Raw genomic sequence first — 21248 nt, 5'->3', positions numbered from 1 at the left:
ATGTTAAATGTAGATTAAGAATTGATTGCTATTGTTGACAAAAGGTTATGAATATCATATTATGTTTAATATAAATTAGTATTTAAGACATATTTACTTAGAAAAATATTAAAATACAAAGAAGTATATTTTGGTTTTCTTAAGTTAAAACGTGATAATTATATATGTGTAGAGGGAGTAACTTTATGTTACTTATGAACAAGATTTGATAAAAATAATTTGAGTCAATAAAGATTGTTCATTAGTAACTGAAATCAAAGTCGTCACTGCGGATAACATCCCGGCTTTGATAACTTATTTAGTTTAGTGAGACTCTGCAGCTAGTATTATACTAGCTGTAGGGTCTTTTTTATTTCTTTTTATAAAAGATTAAAGGAGTTAATTACTATAAAAGCGTACTTTTAAATTAAATCAAAATATTAAGGAAAGGAAAATCAATTACTATGGGTTACTTAGGTACATTAAACTTCTACAAATTTATTGAAGCAAAAAGGTCTAAGGTTTTTACTAGAGAATCATAACTTGTATTTTATAAATACTAATTTATAGTCTAATAAAGAAAGATATTATTGAAGTAAGGATGGAATAAATGATATGAATAATTTCTATAACAAAACTGCTGATGAAGCCTTAAAGGCTATTAATGTAACTTCTGGGGGATTAAGTAGTGATCAAGTTAATAAAAGAAGAGAAGTGCATGGATATAACGAATTAATTGAAGGGAGAAAGAAAACAGCTTTTCAGGTGTTCTTTGAACAATTCAAAGATTTTTTAGTCATAATTTTAATAGCTGCTGCTTTAATATCGGCTTTCCTTGGAAAGTTTGAGAGCACAGTAGTAATTTTAGTAGTTGTTATAGTTAACTCAATTTTGGGAACAGTACAACATTTAAAGGCTGAACAATCTTTAAACAGTCTTAAGGCTCTTTCATCACCCAATGCAAAAGTTCTTAGAAATGGAGAAAAAATAGAAATACCGTCAAGAGAATTGATAATTGGTGATATTATGTACCTAGATGCAGGAGATTATATTAGCGCTGATGCTAGGATAATTGAAAGTCATAGTTTGCAGGTTAATGAAAGCTCACTAACGGGAGAATCAGAAGGCGTTAATAAAATAACTGAAGTTATAAAGGAAGAAAATGTAGCAATAGGTGATAGAAAAAATATGGTATTTTCAGGAAGTTTTGTCACCTATGGTAGAGGAATAGTTTTAGTTACTGACATTGGAATGAATACGGAAGTGGGTAAAATAGCCAATCTTTTAGAAACTGCTAAGGAAAGGAAAACTCCACTGCAGATAGGGTTAGATAGCTTTGGAAAGAAATTAGCTATCATAATATTAGCCATTTCTGCAGTGATATTTGGATTAAATATTTTTAGAGGAGAGCCAATTATTGATGCTTTTATGTTTGCAGTATCTTTAGCAGTAGCTGCTATACCTGAGGCTTTAAGCTCTATAGTTACTGTTGTTCTCGCTTTAGGAACTCAAAAGATGGCAAAAGAAAATGCCATTGTAAGAAAGCTTCATGCTGTTGAAAGTTTAGGTAGCATTTCTATTATTTGTTCAGATAAGACAGGAACTCTAACGCAAAATAAGATGACAGTACAAAAGGTTTTTGTGGATGGGAAAATTATTGATCATGATGAGTTAGATCATAACACAGAAATAGAAAAACAATTAGTTTTGATGTCATTATTGTGTAATGATGCTGTTACCATAGAGAATAGGGAAATTGGAGATCCAACAGAAATTGCCCTTGTTAACTTAGGTGAAATCTATGGTTTAGATGAGTTAAAAATAAGAAAAGAGTATGGAAGATTACAAGAGTTGCCCTTTGATTCTGATAGAAAACTTATGAGTACTATGCACAAAATTTCAGGGAAAAATTTAATGATTACTAAAGGGGCCCTAGATGTTCTCTTGGATAGATCTGTTAAAGTAGAAAATTCAAAAGGGATAGCATCATTGACAGAAGAAATAAAAGAGAAAATACAACACACTAATATAGAGTTTTCTAAAAATGGGCTTAGAGTTTTAGCCTTTGCCTTTAAAGAAATAGATGAAAATAGAAAGCTTGAATTGGAGGATGAGAAGGACTTAACTTTTGTAGGACTAATTGCAATGATAGATCCACCAAGAGTAGAGTCAACTGAGGCTGTGGAAAACTGTATTAAAGCAGGAATTAAACCAATAATGATTACAGGTGACCATAAAATAACAGCTTCAGCCATAGCAAAGCAAATAGGAATATTAAAAAATCAGTCGGAAGCTATGGAAGGATATGAACTTGATTCTATTACTGACGAAGAGTTGAAAAATAAAGTTGAAAATATCTCTGTTTATGCAAGAGTATCCCCAGAACATAAGATAAGAATTGTGAGGGCTTGGCAAGAGAAGGGAAATGTAGTCGCTATGACTGGAGATGGAGTTAATGATGCTCCAGCTTTAAAGCAAGCAGATATAGGAATTGCCATGGGAATTACAGGAACAGAAGTAGCAAAAGACGCAGCTTCCATGGTGCTAACTGATGACAACTTCTCTACGATTGTAAAAGCTATTTCTCATGGAAGAAGTATCTATGAAAATATAAGAAACTCTATAAAGTTCTTATTATCAGGTAATACTGCAGGGATTTTATCAGTACTTTATGCTTCTATATGGGCACTACCAGTTCCTTTTGCTCCAGTACATTTACTCTTTATAAATCTAGTTACAGATAGTCTACCTGCAATTGCAATTGGCTTGGAACCCCATAACCCTAATATAATGCAGGAAAAACCAAGAGGAGCTGACTCACCTATACTAGACAAGGCGTTCAATTTAGAAGTGGTTTTTGAAGGTTTGTTAATTGCCCTAGTAACCATGATAGCTTTCCATATGGGGCTTAAAACCGCAGATACTATTACTGCTAGCACCATGGCTTTTTCTACTCTATGTCTAGCTAGGTTGCTTCATGGGTTTAACTGTAGGTCAAAGGAATCTATATTAAGAGTAGGAGTTTTTTCAAATAAATACCTATGGTTTGCCGTTATATTAGGTTACTTCTTATTAATTTTAGTACTGAACTTTAGACCGATTATGGGGATTTTTGAGGTGACTACTCTTAATTTTAATCAGTATTCAATAGTTTATGGATTATCCTTTATGCCACTACTGTTAGTGCAAGTTTATAAATTGATTTTTGTAAAATATACAAAAGAAGTTTAAAATGGTAAATTTATTTAAAAAAGAACTAAAAGTACAGTATGAAATGTAAGAAATTCACTTCAGGATAGCGTAGAATCTAGAGGACTAAGAAAAAGTAGACTCCAAGGTTTATAAGAAACTTATGAAATTTATAAGGTATAGATTACAAGATTAAAATAGTTATAAGAAAATTAAAAGGTATGTTGAAATGTAAAAATTTCAACATACCTTTATCTTTATACTTGTTTTTTCAGTGGAAAGTAGTGTTCAGGGGTATTTTCATCAATAACTCTAAACTCATACCCTTTATCCTTATAAAACTTTATTACTTCAGGGAGGGCTATACAAGTATTTTTATGAGTATAATCACAATGCATTAACAAAATTACTGGTTCTTCAGAATCCACAGATTTAGTTGCTTCTCTATACAGCTTGTAAGGAGGTGTCTTACAATTGATACCGTCGGACATAAAAAGATTCCAGTCATAGACTTTAAAGTTATGTTTATGAAGGTTGTTTAAGAAATTTTCACTTAATTTTCTGTTACTTCCAAAGGGAAATCTTATAATGTTAGTATTTGACCCAGTAAGCTCATTTATAATTTTTTGAGTAGTTAACATTTCAGCAATGAATCTATCCTGGCTAGAATAAATTTTTTGATAATTATGAGTATAAGTGTGCAACCCAATACTATGACCTTCATCATGTATTCTTTTCACCACTTTTTCTTGACCTTTTATTTGATTACCTATAAGAAAAAAGGTGCCTTTAACTTCATATTTCTTTAGAATATCTAAAATTTCACTGGTTAAAACACTAGGACCATCATCAAAGGTTAGGTAAATTATCTTATCATTAACTCCAGGATCCAGAGTATCTCCTTTTGCGGTGTAACAAGGTATAAAGTTAAATAAAAAACACATAGATAATATAGCCACTAAGTAAGTTTTAAAAGATTTTAGTTTCATACTATACCTCCATCTTAAAATAAATATTAAATGTATAAATTTTTATATATAATATAACTAAGGTTATACAGTTATAAATACCACTTCGCAACATATTTGAAAAAGTATTATTATAGTGTAACTAATAGTAAATGCTTTATCAAAAATGGACATACATATCGGAAGATTATGTACAACTAATATTAAAACAAAGCATTTTGTGGATGAGTTTATAGTGCGTAATACTTATTATTTCTAAAATGAATATTAATATCCGAAGCACTTTCTACCATATAAAACAATTTAGTGGACAATCTTATTCAAACAAAATACAATATACTTGTGTAATAAAATTGTAAGTTTAAATATATAAATAAAATAGTGTTTATACATAATAAAAAACAAAAAAACTACAAAAAAATATTATATTATGAATTTTTTTTATAGTCTTAGAAGTAAAAAATAGATGGGTAATCATGGAACTTTGCGAATGCTCTCATTAATTCCTTATTTAAATTAAAATGGCTAGGATATTTGGAGTATAAACATTATTTCCATTAGAAGGTTTAAAGATGAGCTAAATAAATGTATTATTGAAGAAGGTAAGAATTAAAATAAAAGGATGGAGATGAAATATGGAAAAAAGAATAAACTTAGTAGAAGGCCATATATTTGGAAGTCTTATTAAGCTAGCTATTCCAATTATGGGAACTTCTTTTATACAGATGGCCTATAACATGACGGATATGATATGGATTGGAAGAGTTGGAAGCAGTGCCGTTGCTGCTGTGGGGACTGCTGGGTTTTTCACTTGGCTTGCCATGGCATTTATAATGATTTCAAAAATTGGAGCAGAAGTTAAGGTTGCTCAAAGTCTTGGAAGAGGAGATTATAGTGAGGCAAGAAATTATATCACAAGTTCAGTGCAAATCAATATAGTTTTAGCTTTAGTATATGGATTAGTATTATTTATATTTAGAAAACCCCTTCTAGGATTTTTTAAGTTAGGAGATCCAAACATTGTTAATATGGCAGAGATTTATCTTGTAGTAATGATTATAGGTATGGGTTTTTATTTTATAAATCCAGTTTTCACCTCAATTTTTAATGGAGCAGGAAATAGTAGAACACCGTTTCTTATAAATACCATTGGCTTAGTTTTTAATATGGTATTCGACCCAGTATTAATTTTAGGAATTGGACCTTTTCCAAGAATGGAAGTATTGGGAGCAGCTATTGCTACTATTTTAGCTCAGATGGTGGTAACTTTATGCTTTATAATTGTAATAATAAGAAGTAAGGAACAATATTTAAAATTTAATATATTTGACAAGCCTAATAAAGAACATATTATAACTATTTGTAAGCTAGGACTGCCAGTAGGAGGACAAAGCGGGCTATTTACTATATTCTCCATACTGATTGCTAGAGTAATTGCTAATTTTGGTCCCATACCTATTGCGGTTCAAAAGGTAGGTTCTCAAATTGAAGCGATTTCTTGGATGACTGCAGGAGGATTTTCAACAGCCTTAGGAACTTTTGTAGGACAAAACTATGGAGCTAAAAAATATCATAGAGTTAAAGAAGGGTATAATGCTACTTTAGTTATGGCTATAATAGTTGGTATTTTCGCTACTTTACTTTTAACTTTAGGAGGAAGACTTGTATTTTCACTATTTATTCCTGAGGAAGAGGCAATAAAGTACGGAGTGGTATACTTAAAAATTTTAGGCTATTCTCAGCTATTTATGTGCATAGAAATTACGGTAAGTGGTGCCTTTAATGGACTTGGAAGAACTATGATTCCATCCTTTATTAGTGTAATATTTACTGGACTTAGGGTTCCTGCAGCATATCTTTTATCTTCAGAAAGCCTATTAGGTTTGAATGGAGTTTGGTGGAGCATTAGCATGAGTAGCGTTATTAAGGGAGTTTTATTATTTGGAGTTTTTACCATTTTACTAAGAAGAAATAAACTATTTAAAGAAGATGTTGAGTTAGTAGCTTAGAAAATTAAATACAAAGCTTGAAATGTTACTTTTCCCTATACTTCTGAAGCAGAAGCATAGGGGATTTTTTTATGAATAACATGCAAATCAAGTATTTATTTCATAATAGTTTTAGTAGCAATTTTAAAAGGCATGAATATTATATACTGTAAAAAAGATATGGTGACATATTCTATCTATTAGATTCGTAGGAGAATTTGTGGTGATGAGAAAGGGGAGTAAGTATATGAAAAATGATAATAAAAATAATAATGATATGTCACGCTGCAATATTCACTGTGAATCAGAAGTATTAGAGTGTAATACAATTATAAAATGTCATAGTAAACAATATAACAAAGCAGAAGAAAATGTGATAATAGCAAAGGTGCCCATAGTATTATCTCAGGTGGAGTTGGAAGTAAATATAGAGCATGAATTAGAATTGGAAATAAAAACAAACTATACATCATCTGAAAGCAAACATACTGTAATTAAGGAATGTAATATTGTACCTTCAACAAATAACTTATTTGTTGAAGGTTACGTGGAGAAATACATTGAGTATTCAGAGAGAGAAAGCATTGAATCTTTAAGTAGTGGTAAATTAAAACACATGACCATAAGGCTACCTTTTAAGGTTGTAACCCAGGTGCCCTTTGAGATAGAACCAAGGTATGGAAAAGTCACTAAGAAATCAGTAGAAGTACTTAAAAGTATTGGTTTAAATAAAGAAGTTAAGGAGCAGTCTTGGGTTTACTATAATAAACCTGAGGAAAAAGTCTATTGTGAACTTGATTGGGTTAAAATTTTGGAAACAAATATTATTAATATCCTAGATTGTAAGGATAAAGTTGTTAAAAAGAATCAGTTGGGTGAAAAAGTAATTATGAAAATGGCACTTCATATAGGTTTAAAAGTGCTACAAAATCAGTCGGTATTCATCTCAAACTTAGGAGATTGCATAGCTTTGAATAAAGAAAATATGAGTTCTAATAAAGGTCATTCACCAGAGCTAGAACATAAAGAGTAAATACTATAAAAGTTGGTTTAGAAGTGAACTATGATAGGCTCACTTCTTTTTTAGTGAAAAGTATGTTGATAAAGCCTCGATACTACGGTGTTTTATAGTGGAAATGAAAAATAACGGATATACAAATAACATTAACTGTGTGTAAGAGGTCATATGAATATGGTCTAATTTCTCTAGTAAATTCATTTTAAATACATAGTTTTGTCGAAAAAAACAATTTAAAAGTTGTTCTAAATTTTTCTGACAAGCTGTAACAACTTTTATTCTCCAGAATAGTATATTATTAGATATGAAACTTAAGAGTTGAGCAGCAAACACAAACAATCTAAAGATTAAAAATTAGTTAAATAAGATAATCTTAAGTTTTCATATACTTGTAGATGAAAATGGAGATGAAATCGTGTTTAAGAATCATGCAACCTTTAATAATTGTAATTGCGGAGATTGTCCACCAATTGCAGTTGATCCAGTAAATGTAGGAGAATGTAGCAACGAGCATTATCATCCATATGGATATGCAGGTCCAATGGTGGTAAAGGTTCCAGTAGTTCTATCTGAAGTTAAAGTTCAAATAGATTTAGAAAAAGAAGTAGTTTTAGATGAACCAGCTTTTGATATCAAAACAATTGATAAAAAAGTATGCATAACACAATGTCATTTAGTACCATATACAAATAAATTATTCTTAGCAGGATATGTTCAAAAGAATATACAATATTCCACATCTGACACAGAAAATCCAACTAGCTTCAGTGGAAGTATAAGACATCAGGTTATTAATGCTGACTTTAGATGTGTTACAGCAGTAAAATTTGTTAGACAACCTGATTTTGGCAATTCCTATAAATCAAAATCAAACGTTTTAGATCAAAATATGGTATGTCAAGATGAGGGAGAAGACAACTGGATGCACTACAATAAATACTTTGAACCAATCTTCTGTGAAGTAGAATGGACAAAAATTCTAGAGACTGATATTTACAATCGTAACAATCAAGTTTTAGATCAATTCCCAGGAGTAAATTTTTTCACAAACTTTATTGAAAAGATGGTTGTTTATATAGATCTTAAAGTTTTACAAACTCAACAGGTTTTCATTCCAGAACCTGAATGTGAAGTGCAAGTAGAAAGACATTGTGAAGAACAGTATAATTCTTGTGATTGTTATAATGATGTAGAAGTAAGCTGCATACCAGGAAAAGGTATGGTTGCAAGGCCCATTAGAAGAGACAGATATTAGGACAAGCCTTATAAAAGACTTTAAGCAATTAACAAAATTACCTTTTCATTATTAAGAATTTTAGAGAGAGTAACTCTTTTATATAAATAGAATTAATAAATTAGATTAAAAAGGAGATTTTATAATATGAAACTAAATTACAATGGACCAGAAGACCATAAATATGAAGATAAAAAATGTGATAGATGCGATTACCATGAGCCATGCTGTGAAGATCATAAATATGCTCACTGCTATCCAAAGAGCCCATGTGCTTATGGAATATTGTTTGAGTGCAATAATGGAACTATGGCTAAAATACCATCAACAACAACTGCAACTGGAGCACCAATAAACTGGGTACCAAGATCCTTAGGTTGTGTTTCAATTGATACAAGTTGTTTAAAAATGCCAACAGTAAAATTTGATTTCAACTGTATAATTCAATATAGAACAATAGCTGCATCTACAGTTCCATCAACTTTAACTTTTGGATTATTTAAAGTTTGCGATAATAATGGAGAAGAAATTCCATGCGGAACTTGGGAATATAGAGTAAACTTTGTTGATACACCAGTTGAAGAGCTAACAACCTCTTTCTGCTTTAGTTACTGTGAATGTGCTAGCTGTCCAAACTGCTGCACTTACTATGTAAGAATTATTGAAGCTAATAACCCAGCAGTAGGTGGCGGAATTTCTAATATTCTTGATGTAATGGCTCCATCACTTTCAGTTATGGCTAAATCAAGCTGCTAATCAGCTTAAAATAAACTTTGGAAACCCTTCGGGGTTTCCTTCTCAAACAAATAACATCAGTTATTCAATGACTTTGGCTGAGATAATTAATCTTCAACCAAAGTTTATTTTTAGTCAAACCTTAAATTTAAAATTTGTTAAAATCCTAATGAATGTAATACAATTTTTCCTTTAAAATTTCAAGTAGTTTATAGGGGTGCATGGTAAAACTTGTTTTGTTGATTTTCAAAAAGCATTAAAAGAATGATCATAAAATTAGTAAAAGAATTAAGTATTAATTCTATTTTCCTATATAATATGCAATAAGTATAGAACTTAATTTTATAAAGAAGGTAATTATTTACCCTAGTTTTCTAGTAATAATTATAAGGAGCATTATAAATGACAGAAAAGAATAATATTACCTTAGCATTAGAACATATAGCTAAAACTGTACCAAAGGAAAAACAGCCACAGGCAATTAGGTTACTATTTGACATTGCAAGAAAAAAGGCACGAGAAAAAAATAAAGAAAAAAAGGATGAAGTAGTTGAAGTAGACAAACTAGAGGGAATTGGAGAAGCAAAAACTATGAAAATAGACTCAGAAAACATAGATAAGGAAGATAAAGAGAAAAATTATAAAGGAGGAGAACAGTCAGAAAAAAATAGTGTTACCCCAAAGGATCAGTTTCAGACCATTACAAATATAAAGCAATGCATCAGTGAGGCTATGGAGATTAATATGAAACCTGAAACTGTAGTAGGTGTATTTCCAGTGGTATTATCAGCAATGGATATAGAAATTGCCTTAGAAGCGGTTACTAAGTTTTCAGAACAAATTTTTAGCATAGAAGATGTGGATAAAAAATTAATCATAACTTCTAGTGATTTAGTTCCATATTCAAATAAGATGTTTCTAGAGGGAGTTATTGAAAAACAAGTTAAATATACTACAGCTGAAGAGATAAAAATAAATAAAGTAATTGGTAGTATTAAAAAAGTTATACTAAAGCAACCCTTTAAGTGCGTTGTAGAATTAAACTTTTCTAGAGAACCTAAGTTAGGTGAAAAGAGTGGTGATAAAATACTTCCAATTAAGGTGTTTAATTCTACAGAGTTAGATAATACCATGGAAGGTAAAGGCACTTCACAGCAATTTAGCGATGAAATATACTGCAATCTAGAAGATATGAAAATAAGTGAGTTTAATAGAAAACTTGAAGCCACAATTGTGAAAAACTCTCCAGAGAAATTTTCTACCTTTGATACAATAAAAGAAAATACAGTAATAAATATAACTCTTACTATATTGCAAAGACAGCAGGTGTTTGTAGGAAAGCCCTGTGAGGTATAAAATCTCCTGAAAGCGCTGTATAACAGTTAACTTTGGATACCTTAAAGATTTGTATAAATGCAAATCTTTATTAAATTTTGTCATAGTTATATATTACATGGTTTTAATAAGATGATTATCTAGTTTTGAGGAAAGAATTAATGTATAAAATTGATTTTATACAGGATTTAATAATAATCCTTAACAAAATAAGATGCTTTCTTCCAAAATAAAAAATTAGTGAAATAAGAAACAAAAACAGAACATTAATTAAAATGTAACATAGATTACTGAATTTATATGAAAAAAGTGTTATAATAATGTATTATGAACTTATGCTATATATTTTGCTAGGAGGAATAATTATGTTTCAATGGAAGGAAGAGTACAAACTAGGTGTTGATTTTGTAGATGAACAACATAAAAAATTGTTTGAGATAAGTAGTAGAGCTTATGAACTTTTAAATAATAGTTTAGCAATTGATAAGTATGATAGAATAATGGAAATAATATCAGAACTAAAAGACTACACTGTTTTTCATTTTTCTCAAGAGGAAGAATATCTCATAAAGAATAATTATAAAAAGCTCCTATCTCATAAGATTGAACATGATGCTTTTATAAGAAAATTCGCAGAGATTGATTTAAATAAGGTTGAATACCAGCAGGACGCTTATATTTTAGATATACTTGAATTTTTATCAAAATGGATTATTGATCATATTTTAATTAGAGATAAGCATTATTCTGAAACTATTAAAAAAGAAGCTTAGGAAATAACTTTCCCAAGCTTCTTTTTAAAAATTATACATATATAGACTTCCATAACGGAATTTAATTTTATTTATGTTTAATAGTATTAAGAAACCCAAGATAAGTTTCACGTATAAGTCAAGTCTTCACTTTGGTCTCTCTGTATATATAGTTAAGATATAATTACATCATCATAATTATATGCACCAGTAATACTTTGTCTTAAGCCAAGCACTTCTTTTTTGTGAACAAATGCCTTTTGTGGGTGATATAAGAAAATCCACGGAGCATCGTCTACAACTATGTTTTGAATTTGCTTATACATTTCTAATCTCTTCTGAGGATTAATAACCTTTTTAGCAAGGTCCAGTAATTCCATAACTTCTTTGCTATTGTATCTAGTAAAGTTAGTAGGGTTTTCATAATTAAAGATCGGTTGAAGGAAGTTATCCAAATCACCAGTATCTGCAATCCACCTACTCATGAAACCATCACAGTTTTTAATCACATCGGCTTTCATGTATTCACTAGCTTTAACTAACTTAATATCACACTTTATACCGATGGAGTTTAAGTCTTCCACGATAAGTTTAAATACTTTTCCATTGGTAGTATCTTCAGTGTCTGTATCACGCAAGTTAATTTTAAAAGTTTTATTTGTAAGTCCTTCCTTTTGAAGAATACTTTTTGCAAGTGATGGATTATAATCATAACCTTTGCCAGTAGTTCCATTTAACATAGCAGGTGGAATTGGGCCTTTTGAAGCAATCCCTAGTCTTCCAAGAACTTCTTTAACTATCCTATCTTTATTAATTGCTAAGTTAATTGCTTTTCTAGCTTCTTTGCTATGAACAAGAGGGGATGAGCTCTCTAAATTTAAGGCAAAGTAAGCGGAACCAAGCACCCCAGCGACTTTAGGCTCTAAACCTGTTTTAGATTTAATTTCACTAATTGCATTATCAGTATCAGCAACTATAAAATCGTAATCACCGTTTATAAACTTATTAATAGAATCTGAAGTATTAAAGTTAATTTCAACTTTATCTACATAAGGAGTACCCCCATAATAATCTTTAAAGGCTTCTAAAATACATATGTTATCAGTAAACTCTTTAATAACGAAGGCACCGCAACCAGTTATATTTCCTTTTAAAGAATCATCTTTACACATTATAGAAGTAGCAACTTGTCCTAAATTTAGTAAAAATCCCATATAAGGAGACATTAATTTTAATTTTACTCTATACTTGTCTAGGGCTTTAATACCTGAAACGGAAGAAGCTTGCCTTGATATAAATTCATGAGCACCTTCTAAGAAGTCTAGGTACCAAGCATTATCAGCTTTTAAATTAGGATCTAATAATCTTTGTAATGAGTATACAACATCTTCAGAAGTTACTTCTTTTCCATTGTGAAACTTTATACCTTTTCTTAAGTTGAATATCCATGTAAGACCATCTTCTTCTACATACCAGCTTTTAGCAATTCCAGGAAGGATATTTCCTTCAGGGGAAAGAGAAATTAGCCCACTATGAACATTAGATAGTATTTGGTTACCATCCATATCAATGCAATTAGCAGGGTCAATACTAAGTGGTTTTCCCTGGCATGTACGAAGCACAGTTTCCTTTTTTTCTTCACTAATTTTTATTTCATTTAACAATTCATTAGTAAGAATTTGCATATCTTTTGATACATCATCTAATGCAATTAATGAGGTTTTGGTATATGCAGTGTTAAGGGATGCATATTGAGCCATTTGCTCTAAGTGAGCAGCAACCTTTGTCATATCTTCAGTAGCATACATAATTTTTTCTAAAACGTTAGTTTGAGAAGCTGTAGCATTACTAATTTCTTTAACAACTTCAGTAGTGCTAGTTACAGCCTCAGTGATTTCGTCAAAAACCTGAAGAGTATTATGGGCTATTTCTGTACCCTCATTTACTTTCGAAGAACTTACTTTCATTGCATCAAGGGTTTGTGCAACGCTATTATTTATTTCCACTATATTTTTAGATATGTGTTCAGCAGACTCAGCACTCATTTCGGCTAACTTTTTTACTTCTGTAGCAACTACTGTAAAGCCTTTTCCTGCTTCGCCAGCTCTTGCTGCTTCGATGGCAGCATTTAGTGCAAGTAGGTTTGTCTGCTTTGATATACTTTTAATAATCTCTAGCATGTCATTAATTTGAGTTGCTTTATGACTTAAATTATTTACCAAGGAACTTACATTATCTACAGAAGACTTGATTTCATCCATAGCATCGATTGATTTATGTACAGCTTCAGTTCCTTTTCTTGCAGTAACAAGAGTCTCTTCTGCAATAGATCTAGTATTGTCAGTGTTAGCCATAACTTCTTCTGCAAAAGCACTATACTCTCTAACACCGTCAGACACCTTTTCAATAGATTCCATTTGTACCTCAACTTGACTTGCAATATCATTTATCATAGAAATAAGATTTTCAGTAACAGAAGTAGCATCTTCAACCTTATTAACTATTCTTTGAGAAATGCATTGTTGATTATACTTCAGCATAGGCAAATTACTGCCAGTAGAATTAATCTCTGTTATACTATCAAAAGCTATAGATGAGTTCATATCTTCTGAAGCAACAGTTTTTTTCTTTTTCCCAAACATATTGTACCTCCATAAAGTATTATCTATAAAAAGCTAAATGTTAAAATTAACATAGCTTAATTTTAATTATTAATGAGACTTCCAATTTCATTTCCTATGACTTTTAAGTTTTTAGGGAATAAAAATAAAGCTATAGATAAGGAAATTCTTTTACTCAAATCCTTAGGGACATATTGATGGAAGTGCTTTGCTTCTTCATAACCCTATAACTTAGGTAAACTATAAGGTTGAGGCAAAATAAAATTATTATGTAAATATTTGTTGAAAAACTAAACTTTTCCAAGTTTTCAACAACTAATTATATAACTATAGTTTAATTAAATCAATAATCAATTAAAAAAGTTATCCTATTATGTATAATTATAAGAAAAAATGATGTTAACTATACTATTATCGTTTATAAGTTACAATACTAAATAGAAGAATGTAAGATTTAGAACTTCATATTTTTAATTATTTATAAAGTATAATTTGATGATTGTAATTATATAATCTAATCTGAGTTTTTTTTATAATCTTATACAGAAAGCACAAATATTCATGGTATAATCATAGTAAAGGTTTAGCAACATTTTCGAAGGTTAAGTCTGCCATATTCTTTAAGCAGTTGGTGGTCAGATTAGGTAAGTTGACTTGGTGGTATTCTAAATTTGCTTCAGAAGTTGCTGAACAAAGGGAATTTGTCAATTATTTAATAAAGGGGGAAAAGTATGGAAGGGTTTACAATGGATAATGTTATTATACTTCTAGTTGCACTTGGCTTATTAATTTTAGCAATAAAGTTTGTAAAAGGAATAATAAAAACCATTATATCTTTAGTGTTAATTTTAACTTTAGGAGTAAGTGCCTATAATATTTTTATTGCTAAAAAACCTATAACTTATGAAATTAACAGATATAAAACAGATTTTGCTTATGTAAAGGCAATGAAGAATTTAACTTCAGAAGCTTCAAAAGCTATTGAGGAAATTAAAGAAAATAAAAGTGTAAATGAAAATGTAAGTAAGTTAATGGAGATTAAAGAGAAAGCAGAGAAAGTTGAACATAGTGAAGAAGCAACATTTATTCATAATAAATACATGAATGGCTTTGAGGCAGTAATTGCTGGAGCTAAAGGATATGAGGCTGCGAAAGGAGCACAAGCTCAAGTAGCAAAACTAGACCAACTTTCAAAGGAGCTTAATGTAAGCTTTATGGATGTGATTCTTTCAAAAAAATAGATGATTGTTTAAAGCCTTTGAAGGATATTTATTCTGTTCATTGGCTTTTTTATTATATTGTAAACTAGAGAATTACTCTAGTTTACAATATAATGAATTTACTTTTTTACTATTTTAAAGTTGTTCACGTATATTTAATATATTGAGTTAGAATTGTTAAGAGCATAGCAGAATAAGTATAAATGAAATAGGATTTTATTGTAATTTTGGGTAAAAAGAGGTACCATAATTATAAGATACTGAATATTTCGAACTTATATCATAATTTATGTACAGTTCATGTAAAAGGGGGGCATCACATGGAACTAAAATATAGTAGTTATCTTACAGATATAAAAGAAGATTTAAAAGTATTGATAGAGAATCTTTCTAAAGATTTTAATTTTGTATCAGTACTAGCTACAGACTGCACAGGAAAGGTTTATGCTGTTTCTAGAAGAACTTCAGCTATTTCAGCAAATGGCAGCAATGAAAGAGGTTTTGTTGTAAGAGTGCACAATAGAGTAAACTACGCAGAGTATTCCTTTAATGAAATATCAAAAGATAATATAGAAGAAATTGCTTCTACTATAAGAAAAGATCTAGTTCAAATGACAAATAAGGCTAAAGAAGTTTTGGAATTAAACCAATATGAAGTAATTCAGGAAGAGGAAATTAAGAAAGTTTTTGAAAAACCTGTAAAGGTAAATCCAAGAGCTTTAAATGATGAAGAGGTAATAAAAAGACTTACAGGCATAATGAATAGAGGTTTAAGCCAAGATGAAGCTATAGTAGATTACAGAGTTAGATTTGAATATCTTCATGTAAATAAGCTATATCTTTCTAACAACAAAGAATTAGAGCAAAGCTATATGTGGGCAAATGGAGCTAATATTTGTATTGCTTCAAAAGATGATAAAACAAAGTATTCTTATAAAGGTTTTTCAGGCTTAAAGGGTGGAGAGCTTTTAGATGAGATAGAAGCTTCTGTAGAAATAGTTGTTAATAATACCCTTGTGTTATTAGATGCAGAGCCAATGCCACCAGGGGAATATGAAGTTATTTGTGATCCAGATGTGACAGGACTTATTGCTCATGAAGCTTTTGGACATGGAGTAGAGATGGATATGTTCCTAAAAGACAGGGCTAAATCCAAGGAGTATTTAGGTGAATATGTGGCTTCAGAGTTAACTGTTATGCATGATGGAGCTAAGGGCGTTGAAGAGACATCTTCTTATAGCTTTGATGATGAGGGTGTACTAGCTCAGGACACCATAATTATACAGAATGGTATTTTAAAGCAAGGTATTGCTGATAGCCTTTCAGCTCTAAGTCTTGGAGTTGCGCCTACTGGAAATGGAAAAAGAGAATCTTACGAAAGAAAGGCTTACACAAGAATGACAAACACTTATTTCTCACCAGGAAAACACAAGCTAGAAGATATGATAGCTTCAGTTGAATACGGCTTTCTACTTGAGCAATCAGCAAGTGGAATGGAAGACCCTAAGAACTGGGGAATTCAGTGTATGGTTAATGTGGCTAAGGAAATAAAGAATGGGAAGTTAACAGGGAAAATTTATTCTCCTGTAATTCTTACTGGCTATGTTCCAGATCTTTTAAAATCTATATCTATGGTCTCAGAGGATTTAGAAATGGGTGGAGCAGGCTTCTGTGGAAAAGGATATAAGGAATGGGTTAAAGTATCTTGCGGAGGGCCATATATTAAGGCGAGAGTGAGGTTAGGATAATGGTTGAAAGAATTATAAATGAATTAATAAAAGTTAATATAAATATATATAAAATAAATATTGAAACATCAGAAAGTGTAGAGCTATTTTTTATTAAAAAAGCCCTAGATATGAATAGAAAAAAGAAGGTTACAAATTATAAAGTAACAGTTTATAAGGATTTCGAAGAAAATGGAGAGACTTATAGGGGTTCTTCAGAAGTGGACATATATCCCACTATGAAGGATGAAGAGATAGGGAATATACTAAAAGACGGTTTATATGCAGCAGGGTTTGTGAAAAATAAATTTTATCCATTAGTAAAAGGAGAAAAGTGTGGGGAAATAACCCTTCCATCAAAATTTAATGGATATAGCTTAGAAGAGGGGGCACTTGCCATACAAAAGGCCTTATATAAAAATGATATTTATGAAAAGGGAGGCATAAACTCTTCAGAAATATTCCTAAATAAAACTACAAAAAGAATAGTTAACTCTGAGGGTGTTGATGTGACTTTTGTGAAATTTTCTTCTGAAGTTGAATGTATTACTCAATGGATTGAAGAGCAAGACGTAGAGCTTTTTAATGTGTTTAGATATAGTGATTTAGATGAAGAATTAATTGCTGATAGTGTTAAAGATGCCATAGAGCTTACTAAATGGAGAGTTAAAGCAAAAAATGCAGTAAAAACGGGGAACTACAGAGTTCTTTTAAGAAAATCATCCCTAAAGAGTATGTTCTCTTATTACACTGACAAGGCAAGTGTTGGAGCAGTTTATAATAATCTTTCAAATTTTAAGCCTGGCGAAGGAGTCCAAGGAGAAGAAATTAAGGGAGATAAGGTGACTATAACTCTAAAAGGTTCTGCACCTTATGATAATGATGGACTTAAGCTTCAAGAAGTAACTATTATCGAAGAGGGAGTTTTAAAAACTTATCATGGAAATACAAGATTTTCTCATTACTTAGAGGTAATACCTACAGGTAATCTAGATGAGACTGTAGTTAAATGTGGGGAAAAGTCTATAGAGGAAATGACAAGGGAACCATATTTAGAATTGGTTGCTTTTTCAGACTTCCAAATGGACTCTTTAACAGGAGACTTTGCTGGAGAGATTAGACTTGGTTTCTACTATGACGGAGAAAAAATAACTCCAGTAACTGGAGGTTCAATGTCTGGTAATATTAAAAATTTACAAAATAACATGTTCTTATCTAAAGAGGTTTATAAAGATGGAAGCTTTACAGGACCTAAGATGTTAGAACTTATAAATGTAAATATTGCTGGAGAATAAAATAGAACAGGGAATTCTGCATAAAGCTTGAATTCCCTGTTGTTTTTTTCAATATGACTAGATCATAGGGCTCATATAAGTTCGACTTTTAGATTTATTTAGTAATTTAATAATAGAGTATTCAAGCACTTTCATTCCTGCTTTTATTTCTTCTAGATTTGTAGCTGCATAGCTCAATCTTATAGTATTGTCATTATTTCTATAATTGTTCACATAAAAGATTTTACAAGGTACTATAAGTACATCTTCTTTTACACATTCAAGATAAAGTTTTGTAGCCTCAACACCTTGGGGAAGAGTAATCCAAAAGTTAAGCCCGCCCTTAGGCTCAGTAAAATTTATTCCATATTTTTTTAGCTCATTTAGGTATTTTAACATAGCTTCATATTTTTCTTTGTAAATATCCTTCATATAATTTATATGATCTTCCCAGTGGCCCTTTTCAAAGTATAAATGAAGTGCTCTTTGTATCAATCCAGAGGAAGAAATATCCGTTGAATGCTTTGCCTTAAGAAGTTCGCTAGAAAGATTTTCAGGAGATATTATGAAGCCTATTCTAAGACCAGGCATTAAAAGCTTAGAAAAGCTTTTGATATAAATTACTTTATCCTTTGTGTCAAGTGATTTTAGGGAAGGACTTTCATCAAAGTTTTCAAAAGAAAGCCCCGCAAGAGAATCATCTTCTACTAGGTATACTCCGTATTTTTCAGAAAGCTTCAGTAAACCTTGAAGATTTTCCTTAGAGTAGGAAATTGTAGTAGGACTTTGAAATCTAGTCATTACATAAATTAGTTTAGGGTTATACCTAATTATTTGTCTTTCTAGAACCTTCAAATCTATACCACTTTCATTAATAGGAACTCCTACAATTTGCGCTCCTCTAGATTTAAAAACAGAAACTGCTCCTGTATAAGTTGGGTTTTCCGTAATAACATAATCACCTGGATTTAAAAGCGTCTTCCCAATAATATCTATACCTTGCTGAGCACCAGACACTATTTGAATATATTCTTTTTTTACAGTTATATTAGTATAAACCTCAAGAAAGCTACAAAGAGATTCTCTTAAGGGTTCGAAACCATTACTTTCTTGATAGCCAAAAGCATAGCCCTTATCCCTATCTAGTACTTCATTTAAACAATTTTTAAAAGCCTCAATAGGGAAAATACTAGGATCGGGAGTGGTACTGGCAAAGTTAATGGTGTTAGAAGAAATTTCTATTTGACCATTTGACATAAGTTTTATATCTTCATGCTCTAAAAATTCATCTTCCTCTAGGTTTGTCATAGAAGAAGCTTTCTCAGTAGGCTTATCTTCTAGATTTAGTACATAATATCCACTTCCTTTAATGGCTTTTATATAACCATTTGCTTCTAACTGTTTGTAAGCATTTACTACTGTCACATTATTAACGCCTAAATCATTAGCAAGTTTTCTTATAGGAGGAAGTTTTTCTTTGGGTTTTATTTTCCCACTTTTTATTAGATTACCTATGGAGCTTGAAAGCTGAAGATACATAGGTGTAGTTATATCTTTATTTAATTGTATCGATACATTAACCATAATTTTCTTTTTCCTTTCTAATTGTATTGACTTAAAAAAGAGTGTATGTAATAATTGGGTGAATTTAACCGTGCATACAATAATTGTAACGGTACAGTTATTATATAATACCATTATATATTTGTAAAGGAGTGTATATTATCATGGAAAGATATGAATTAAACAAAAACCTTGCTCAGATGTTAAAAGGTGGAGTAATAATGGATGTAGTTAACGCAAAAGAGGCAGAAATTGCACAAAAGGCTGGAGCAGTGGCAGTTATGGCCCTGGAGCGTGTCCCATCAGATATTAGAAAGCAAGGGGGAGTTGCTAGAATGTCTGATCCTAAGATGATTAAAGAAATACAAAGTGCTGTAAGTATTCCTGTTATGGCAAAGGTTAGAATTGGACATTTTGTAGAGGCTCAAATTTTAGAAGCACTAAATGTGGATTATATAGATGAAAGTGAGGTTCTAACACCAGCAGATGAGGTTTTTCATATAGACAAAAAAGCTTTTAAGGTTCCTTTTGTTTGTGGAGCTAGAAATCTAGGAGAAGCTCTTAGAAGAATTGGGGAAGGAGCATCCATGATAAGAACAAAAGGAGAAGCAGGAACGGGAAATGTAGTTGAAGCTGTAAGACACATGAGAACTATGATTTCAGACGTAAGAAAAGTTCAACTTGCATCACAGGAGGAATTGATGACCATTGCAAAGGAAATGGGAGCACCCTATGAGCTGATTTTATATGTAAAAGAGCACGGAAAGTTACCGGTAGTAAACTTTGCAGCAGGAGGAATTGCAACTCCAGCGGACGCAGCATTAATGATGCAGCTAGGAAGTGATGGGGTATTTGTTGGTTCAGGTATATTTAAGTCCTCAAACCCTGAAAAAAGAGCGCAAGCTATAGTTAAAGCTACCACTTACTATAATAATCCTGAAGTTCTTGCAGAGGTGTCTGAGGAGCTTGGAGAAGCAATGAGCAGCTTAGATATAAGAGAAATTCCAGAAGGTAATTTATATGCAAATAGAGGATGGTAAGGAGAATTCTATGGTTACAGTTGGGGTGCTAGGAATTCAAGGGGCAGTTAAAGAGCACTTAGAAAAGCTCAGGCTCATACCAAATGTGGAGGCTATTACAGTTAAAACTCATCAGGAGCTTAATAAGGTTCAAGGGATAATAATTCCGGGGGGAGAAAGTACCGCAATTGGAAAACTCTTAAAGGAGTTCTCACTGATGGAGCCACTTAAGCAGAGAATAGAGCAGGGACTTCCAGTTTGGGGAACCTGTGCAGGGATGATACTTCTTGCTAAGGAAATATGTAAAGAGCCAACTGGTCATCTAGAAGTAATGAATATAGCAGTTAAAAGAAATGCCTATGGAAGTCAATTAAACAGTTTCAGTACTACAAAAATTATAGAAGAAATTTTAGAAAATCCTATACCTTTAGTATTTATTCGTGCTCCCTATGTAGAAAGGTTTTGGGGAGAAGCACGAGTTATAGCTGAAGTAGAAGGTAACATTGTAGCTTGTAGGGAAAATAATATGTTAGCAACGTCTTTTCATCCAGAATTGACTGAGGACTTAAGCTTTCACAGATACTTTGTGGAGCGGATGATTTTGGGTAAAGAATAGATGCTTGTGA

General features: G+C 31.3%; 15 protein-coding genes. 12 read left to right on the top strand and 3 right to left on the bottom strand.

Annotated features, from left to right (window positions below; all coding sequences use genetic code 11):
• Positions 1–594: 594 nt before the first annotated feature.
• Positions 595–3210, top strand: a complete 2616-nt coding sequence (locus tag J2Z44_RS01455; protein WP_021284771.1) for a cation-translocating P-type ATPase — start codon at positions 595–597, stop codon at positions 3208–3210.
• Positions 3211–3425: 215 nt separating this feature from the next.
• On the opposite strand, the gene J2Z44_RS01450 is transcribed toward J2Z44_RS01455, so the two are convergent.
• Positions 3426–4157: a polysaccharide deacetylase family protein gene (locus J2Z44_RS01450; protein WP_021284770.1), complete on the bottom strand. Its 732-nt coding sequence runs from the start codon at positions 4155–4157 to the stop codon at positions 3426–3428.
• A 614-nt stretch (positions 4158–4771) separates the two neighbouring features.
• Here J2Z44_RS01450 and J2Z44_RS01445 point away from each other — a divergent pair.
• The 6 genes from J2Z44_RS01445 to J2Z44_RS01420 all read left to right on the top strand — a co-directional run bounded on the left by J2Z44_RS01445 (position 4772) and on the right by J2Z44_RS01420 (position 11219).
• Positions 4772–6145: an MATE family efflux transporter gene (locus J2Z44_RS01445; RefSeq protein WP_021284769.1), complete on the top strand. Its 1374-nt coding sequence runs from the start codon at positions 4772–4774 to the stop codon at positions 6143–6145.
• Between the two features lie 226 nt (positions 6146–6371).
• The gene (locus J2Z44_RS01440; RefSeq protein WP_152513286.1) at positions 6372–7157 is read left to right on the top strand and encodes a hypothetical protein; all 786 of its coding nucleotides are present in this window, start codon (positions 6372–6374) and stop codon (positions 7155–7157) included.
• 400 nt (positions 7158–7557) lie between these two features.
• Positions 7558–8397 carry a CsxC family protein gene (locus tag J2Z44_RS01435; RefSeq protein ID WP_021284767.1) on the top strand — a complete coding sequence of 280 codons (840 nt, stop codon included), beginning with the start codon at positions 7558–7560 and terminating at the stop codon, positions 8395–8397.
• 126 nt (positions 8398–8523) lie between these two features.
• Complete coding sequence (locus J2Z44_RS01430; protein ID WP_021284766.1) at positions 8524–9132, top strand: DUF4489 domain-containing protein; 609 nt, start codon at positions 8524–8526, stop codon at positions 9130–9132.
• Between the two features lie 381 nt (positions 9133–9513).
• Positions 9514–10467, top strand: a complete 954-nt coding sequence (locus J2Z44_RS01425) for a hypothetical protein (RefSeq protein ID WP_021284765.1) — start codon at positions 9514–9516, stop codon at positions 10465–10467.
• Between the two features lie 344 nt (positions 10468–10811).
• A complete protein-coding gene (locus J2Z44_RS01420) occupies positions 10812–11219 on the top strand; it encodes a bacteriohemerythrin (protein WP_209649288.1) in 408 nt (135 codons plus the stop codon).
• 152 nt (positions 11220–11371) lie between these two features.
• Here J2Z44_RS01420 and J2Z44_RS01415 read toward each other — a convergent pair whose 3' ends face one another.
• The gene (locus tag J2Z44_RS01415) at positions 11372–13840 is read right to left on the bottom strand and encodes an ABC transporter substrate-binding protein (protein WP_021284762.1); all 2469 of its coding nucleotides are present in this window, start codon (positions 13838–13840) and stop codon (positions 11372–11374) included.
• Between the two features lie 710 nt (positions 13841–14550).
• Here J2Z44_RS01415 and J2Z44_RS01410 point away from each other — a divergent pair.
• The 3 genes from J2Z44_RS01410 to J2Z44_RS01400 all read left to right on the top strand — a co-directional run bounded on the left by J2Z44_RS01410 (position 14551) and on the right by J2Z44_RS01400 (position 18061).
• A complete protein-coding gene (locus tag J2Z44_RS01410) occupies positions 14551–15060 on the top strand; it encodes a hypothetical protein (protein ID WP_021284761.1) in 510 nt (169 codons plus the stop codon).
• 299 nt (positions 15061–15359) lie between these two features.
• On the top strand, positions 15360–16787 hold the full coding sequence (locus J2Z44_RS01405) for a TldD/PmbA family protein (protein WP_021281558.1): 1428 nt from the start codon (positions 15360–15362) through the stop codon (positions 16785–16787).
• A complete protein-coding gene (locus tag J2Z44_RS01400; protein WP_021281559.1) occupies positions 16787–18061 on the top strand; it encodes a metallopeptidase TldD-related protein in 1275 nt (424 codons plus the stop codon). The genes J2Z44_RS01405 and J2Z44_RS01400 overlap by 1 nt, the downstream gene beginning before the upstream one ends.
• A gap of 57 nt (positions 18062–18118) precedes the next feature.
• On the opposite strand, the gene pdxR is transcribed toward J2Z44_RS01400, so the two are convergent.
• Complete coding sequence (gene pdxR / locus J2Z44_RS01395) at positions 18119–19624, bottom strand: MocR-like pyridoxine biosynthesis transcription factor PdxR (RefSeq protein WP_021281560.1); 1506 nt, start codon at positions 19622–19624, stop codon at positions 18119–18121.
• A 140-nt stretch (positions 19625–19764) separates the two neighbouring features.
• Here pdxR and pdxS point away from each other — a divergent pair, with 140 nt between their 5' ends.
• Complete coding sequence (gene pdxS / locus J2Z44_RS01390) at positions 19765–20643, top strand: pyridoxal 5'-phosphate synthase lyase subunit PdxS (protein ID WP_031270916.1); 879 nt, start codon at positions 19765–19767, stop codon at positions 20641–20643.
• Positions 20624–21238, top strand: coding sequence for a pyridoxal 5'-phosphate synthase glutaminase subunit PdxT (gene pdxT, locus J2Z44_RS01385; RefSeq protein WP_021281562.1), 615 nt, complete (start codon positions 20624–20626; stop codon positions 21236–21238). Before pdxS ends, pdxT begins: the two co-directional genes overlap by 20 nt.
• Positions 21239–21248 lie beyond the last annotated feature (10 nt).

The sequence above is a fragment of the Clostridium punense genome (assembly GCF_017874425.1).
Lineage (GTDB): Bacteria > Bacillota > Clostridia > Clostridiales > Clostridiaceae > Clostridium_J > Clostridium_J punense.
The sequence above is the reverse complement of the archived record's forward strand: the minus strand, read 5'-3'. Positions and strand labels throughout refer to the sequence as shown.

Excerpts from the sequence above, each read along its gene's own strand:
- J2Z44_RS01455 (WP_021284771.1), top strand. The coding sequence starts at position 595 with ATGAATAATTTCTATAACAAAACTGCTGATGAAGCCTTAAAGGCTATT.
- J2Z44_RS01450 (WP_021284770.1), bottom strand. The coding sequence starts at position 4,157 with ATGAAACTAAAATCTTTTAAAACTTACTTAGTGGCTATATTATCTATG.
- J2Z44_RS01445 (WP_021284769.1), top strand. The coding sequence starts at position 4,772 with ATGGAAAAAAGAATAAACTTAGTAGAAGGCCATATATTTGGAAGTCTT.
- J2Z44_RS01440 (WP_152513286.1), top strand. The coding sequence starts at position 6,372 with ATGAAAAATGATAATAAAAATAATAATGATATGTCACGCTGCAATATT.
- J2Z44_RS01430 (WP_021284766.1), top strand. The coding sequence starts at position 8,524 with ATGAAACTAAATTACAATGGACCAGAAGACCATAAATATGAAGATAAA.
- J2Z44_RS01425 (WP_021284765.1), top strand. The coding sequence starts at position 9,514 with ATGACAGAAAAGAATAATATTACCTTAGCATTAGAACATATAGCTAAA.
- J2Z44_RS01420 (WP_209649288.1), top strand. The coding sequence starts at position 10,812 with ATGTTTCAATGGAAGGAAGAGTACAAACTAGGTGTTGATTTTGTAGAT.
- J2Z44_RS01415 (WP_021284762.1), bottom strand. The coding sequence starts at position 13,840 with ATGTTTGGGAAAAAGAAAAAAACTGTTGCTTCAGAAGATATGAACTCA.
- J2Z44_RS01410 (WP_021284761.1), top strand. The coding sequence starts at position 14,551 with ATGGAAGGGTTTACAATGGATAATGTTATTATACTTCTAGTTGCACTT.
- J2Z44_RS01405 (WP_021281558.1), top strand. The coding sequence starts at position 15,360 with ATGGAACTAAAATATAGTAGTTATCTTACAGATATAAAAGAAGATTTA.
- J2Z44_RS01400 (WP_021281559.1), top strand. The coding sequence starts at position 16,787 with ATGGTTGAAAGAATTATAAATGAATTAATAAAAGTTAATATAAATATA.
- pdxR (WP_021281560.1), bottom strand. The coding sequence starts at position 19,624 with ATGGTTAATGTATCGATACAATTAAATAAAGATATAACTACACCTATG.
- pdxT (WP_021281562.1), top strand. The coding sequence starts at position 20,624 with ATGCAAATAGAGGATGGTAAGGAGAATTCTATGGTTACAGTTGGGGTG.